At 68.4% G+C, this 3,873-nt stretch carries 5 protein-coding genes; 2 read left to right on the top strand and 3 right to left on the bottom strand.

Annotated features, from left to right (window positions below; all coding sequences use genetic code 11):
• Window positions 1–1,339 (top strand): precorrin-3B C(17)-methyltransferase (gene cobJ, locus N878_RS14630; protein WP_021444372.1); only part of this gene is annotated, 1,339 nt, incomplete at its 5' end.
• A 63-nt stretch (window positions 1,340–1,402) separates the two neighbouring features.
• Here cobJ and N878_RS14625 read toward each other — a convergent pair.
• The 3 genes from N878_RS14625 to N878_RS14615 form a co-directional block, all read right to left on the bottom strand.
• A complete protein-coding gene (locus N878_RS14625) occupies window positions 1,403–1,795 on the bottom strand; it encodes a VOC family protein (RefSeq protein ID WP_021444371.1) in 393 nt (130 codons plus the stop codon).
• A 23-nt stretch (window positions 1,796–1,818) separates the two neighbouring features.
• Window positions 1,819–2,388, bottom strand: coding sequence for a flavin reductase family protein (locus N878_RS14620; RefSeq protein WP_021444370.1), 570 nt, complete (start codon window positions 2,386–2,388; stop codon window positions 1,819–1,821).
• 77 nt (window positions 2,389–2,465) lie between these two features.
• A complete protein-coding gene (locus N878_RS14615; RefSeq protein WP_021444369.1) occupies window positions 2,466–3,209 on the bottom strand; it encodes an SDR family oxidoreductase in 744 nt (247 codons plus the stop codon).
• Window positions 3,210–3,349: 140 nt separating this feature from the next.
• Between N878_RS14615 and N878_RS14610 the strand changes: the two genes are divergently transcribed.
• On the top strand, window positions 3,350–3,873 hold a 524-nt coding region (locus N878_RS14610), incomplete at its 3' end, for a LysR family transcriptional regulator (protein WP_021444368.1).

Genomic DNA, 3,873 nt, shown 5'->3' with positions numbered 1-3,873 from the left:
CAATCGCCTGGCCCGCGAGCTCGCCGCGCACTTGGGCGTGGCGCCGGCCATCACCACCAGCGGCGAGCTGCGCTTCGGCACCTGCCTGCTGGAGCCACCCGCCGGCTACGCCCTGGCCGACCTGCAGCAGGGCAAGCGCTTCGTCAGCGACCTGCTCGGCGGCGAGAGCGTGCGTATCGAGGGCCAGGCGCCCTGGCTGGAGGCCGCGCAGCTGCCTGTGGGTAAGGCCGCGTCGCGGGTGATTCATGTCACCGCCGAGCAGCGTCCGCCCCGGGCCGACGAACTGCTGATCCACCCGCGCTGCGCCGCCGCGCTGATCGAGCGCCCCGATGCCGAGCTGCCGGCACGTCTGCAGCAGGCGCTGAGCGATGCCAAGCTGGCGCCGCAGGCGCTGGCCTGCCTGCTCGCGGACAAAAGCTGGATGGCCCATAGCGAGCTGCATGCGGCGGCAGAGGAACTGAAGCTGCCGCTGCGTTTTATCCACAGCGACTCCCAGCTGCCTGCCGAATGCCACCGGGGCGACGGCCTGCGCCTGCTGCTGGGCGAACAGCCGCTGCAGATCGAGCGCCTCGGCCAGCGCCGTGGCCGCCTCAGCGTGGTCGGCCTCGGCCCCGGCGCCGCCGAGCATATGACCCCAGCCGTGCGCCGCGCCCTGGACCAGGCCGAAGACCTGCTCGGCTACGACACCTACCTGAAGATGGCCGGCCCGCTGCGCGCCGATCAATGCCTGCACCCCAGCGACAACCGCGAAGAGCTGCAGCGCGCCGCCCATGCCTTCGAACTGGCCGCCAGCGGCCGCCGCGTGGTGATGATCTCCTCCGGCGACCCCGGCGTGTTCGCCATGGCTGCCGCCGTGATGGAGGCGCTGGAAAGCCCGCAGGACGAGGCCTGGCAGGGTGTCGAACTGGAGGTGCTACCGGGCGTCTCCGCCGCCCTGGCCACCGCCGCCAAGGCCGGCGCGCCGCTGGGCCACGACTTCTGCCTGATCTCCCTGTCCGACAACCTCAAGCCCTGGGCGGTGATCGAAAAACGCCTGCAGCACGCCGCCGCCGCCGACCTGGCCATGGCCTTCTACAACCCGATCTCCAAGGCCCGCCCCTGGCAGCTCGGCCGCGCCCTGGAGCTGCTGCGCCAGCACCGCGAACCGCAGACCCTGGTGGTGCTGGGGCGCGATATCGGCCGCCCGGCCGAAGCCCTGCGCAGCCTGACCCTCGGCGAGCTGACGCCGGAGCTGGTCGATATGCGCACCCTGGTGATCATCGGCTCCAGCCAGACCCGCCGCTTCCCCCGCGCCGAGGGGGGCGCGTGGGTCTATACGCCGCGCTGGTATCCCGACTGAGTGGCCGATGGCCAGGCCCCGAATTGCATCCGGGCTAGCCGATATGCCGGGGCAGCGGCCGTCTCATTCGGCCTGGTGGCAGACCACGCACAGCTTGTTGCCGTCCGGGTCGCGGAAGTAGGCGCCGTAGTAATCGGGGTGGTATTCGGGGCGCAGGCCCGGTGCGCCATCGCAACGCCCACCCTGGACGAGCGCCAGCCGATGGGCCTGGTCGACCTGGGCGCGGCTCTGCGCCAACAGCGCCACCATCTGCCCGTTACCGGGATGATGCGCGGCGCCGTCGAAAGGCTTGCCGATCAGCAGCAACGGCCGGGGCTCCGGCTTCGATTGCCAGGCGGCCCAGGGTTTGTGCTCATCGACAAAGCGCAGCTCGACCCCCAGCAACGCCATGAGCGGCTGGTAAAAGGCCCAGGCCCGAGGGAAGTCGCTCACACCGATACAGATATGGGAAAACATGCAGCCTCCTCGTTGCCCAGCCTTCAGGCCTGCAGCGCATCGCCAACGGCATAGTAATGACCACCGGCGACATGATGCAGGCTGCGCAGAGCCGGATCGGCGGTCTCGAAGTGCCAGCGGCCGTCGCGGAACACCCGCTCGTCCGCCCAGGCCGCGATCACCTCGCCGATGAACAGGTCATAGGCCTGCTGGTTGTGCGGCTCATCGAGCAAGCGGCAGACCAGCCAGGCCGAACAGCCGGCCACCAGGGGCAGGTCGTGGCCGTCCATTTCGAACAACTCGACACCGGCGCGGGCCAGCTTCGCCGGCTCGTCGGCGAGGCTGGTATTGCCCACCACCTGGGTCAGCTGTAGCTGCGCCACGGTCGGAATCTGGATGGCGAACAGGCCGCTGCCTTCGATCAGCGCGCGGGTGCGGGTGGCCTTGTCCAGCACCAGGGTGAGCTTCGGCGGGTCGAAATCCAGGGCGCAGCACCAGGCCGCCGCCATGACGTTATCCACAGCCTGGTGGCGGGCGGACACCAGCACGGTGGGGCCATGGTTGAGCAGGCGGTAGGCCTTGGCCAGGTCGACGGGACGGATGGACGCGCTCATGCAGACTCCTGAAAGCAGAAAAGGCGCTCGCATGCTGGCCCGTGAAGACCCGCATCGCAAGCGCCAGCGGCAGTGGATCAGAATTCCTGCACGGTGGGGCGCAGGACGATCTCGTTGATGTCGACATCGGCCGGCTGCTCGATGGCATAGGCGATGGCGCGCGCCACCGACTCGGCCGGAATCGCCTGCTTGTAGAAGTCGACGACGAAGTCGCGGCTCTGCTGGTGGACGCTGCCGAACTTCAGCTCCGAATCCACCGCGCCGGGCTCGATGGTGGTGGTGCGGATGCGGCCACCGACCTCATGGCGCAGGCCCTCGGAAATGGCGCGCACGGCGAACTTGGTGCCGCTGTAGACGGTGCCGCCCGGGCTGAACACCTTGATCCCGGCCACCGAGGCGATGTTGATGAAGTGCCCGCTGTTCTGCTGCTGGAACACCGGCAGCGCCGCGGCGATGCCGTACAGCACGCCCTTGATGTTGATGTCGATCATGCGCTCCCACTCCTCGACACGCACGTCGCTCAGCGGCGCGATGGCCATCAGCCCGGCGTTGTTGACCAGCACATCGATGCGACCGAAGGTGTCCAGTGCGCCCTGGATCAGCGCCTTGACCTCGTCGGCACGGGTCACGTCGGTCGGGTAGGCCACGGCCTCGCCACCGGCGGCGACCAGCTCGCTGACCAGCTGCTCGAGACGCTCCTGGCGCCGCGCGGCCAGCACCAGCTTGGCGCCCAGTTGGCTGAGGTGACGCGCGGTGGCTTCGCCCAGGCCGCTGCTGGCGCCGGTGATGACCACGACCTTGCCGGAAATGTTGTTGCTCATGGGTAAGCCCTCTCTCGATTCGTTGGAGTGTCCGCGCCATACGCCGGACATGGGCTCAGGTTAGGGGCGATTTCAGTTTCAATGAATGGAAGAGTTTGGATTAGGCTATTCCACATTCTGGAACACAAAGGCGCTCCGACATGCTCAACCGCATGGAGATGATCCGCATCTTCTGCAGCGCAGCCGACTGCAGCAATTTCCGCGAGGCAGCGACTCGCCTGGGGGTTTCCCCACAGGCGGTGACCCGCGCGATCAAGGCGCTGGAGGAGGAGCTCGGCGAGATTCTCTTTCATCGCAACACCCGCCAGGTGCATATCACCGCCTTCGGCGAGGCCTACGCGGTGCGCGCCCGGCAGATGCTGGAAGATTTCGACGCGCTGTTTCGCGGCCACCGCGCCGAGGCCGAATCGGCCATCAGCGGGCGCATCGGCATCACCGCGCCGCAGGCCATCGGCAAGCGCTTTCTGATCGGCTTTCTGCAACCCTTGCTCAAACAGCACCCGCAACTGGTGCTGAACCTGCGCCTGGAGGACGAGATCACCGACGCGGTGGAGGCGCAGATCGACATCGGCATCCGCGTCGGCTTCCTGCGCGACAGCCGCTACGTCGCCCGCGCCCTGGCGCCGGTGATGGCGCGCACCAGCTCGGGCTCGGCGCCCTTGAG

This window comes from Pseudomonas sp. EGD-AK9 (assembly GCF_000465935.2).
Lineage (GTDB): Bacteria > Pseudomonadota > Gammaproteobacteria > Pseudomonadales > Pseudomonadaceae > Aquipseudomonas.
The sequence above is the reverse complement of the archived record's forward strand: the minus strand, read 5'-3'. Positions and strand labels throughout refer to the sequence as shown.

What these genes read in the sequence shown, in the direction of transcription:
- N878_RS14625 (WP_021444371.1), bottom strand. Translation starts at nt 1,795, where the DNA reads ATGTTTTCCCATATCTGTATCGGTGTGAGCGACTTCCCTCGGGCCTGG.
- N878_RS14615 (WP_021444369.1), bottom strand. Translation starts at nt 3,209, where the DNA reads ATGAGCAACAACATTTCCGGCAAGGTCGTGGTCATCACCGGCGCCAGC.
- N878_RS14620 (WP_021444370.1), bottom strand. Translation starts at nt 2,388, where the DNA reads ATGAGCGCGTCCATCCGTCCCGTCGACCTGGCCAAGGCCTACCGCCTG.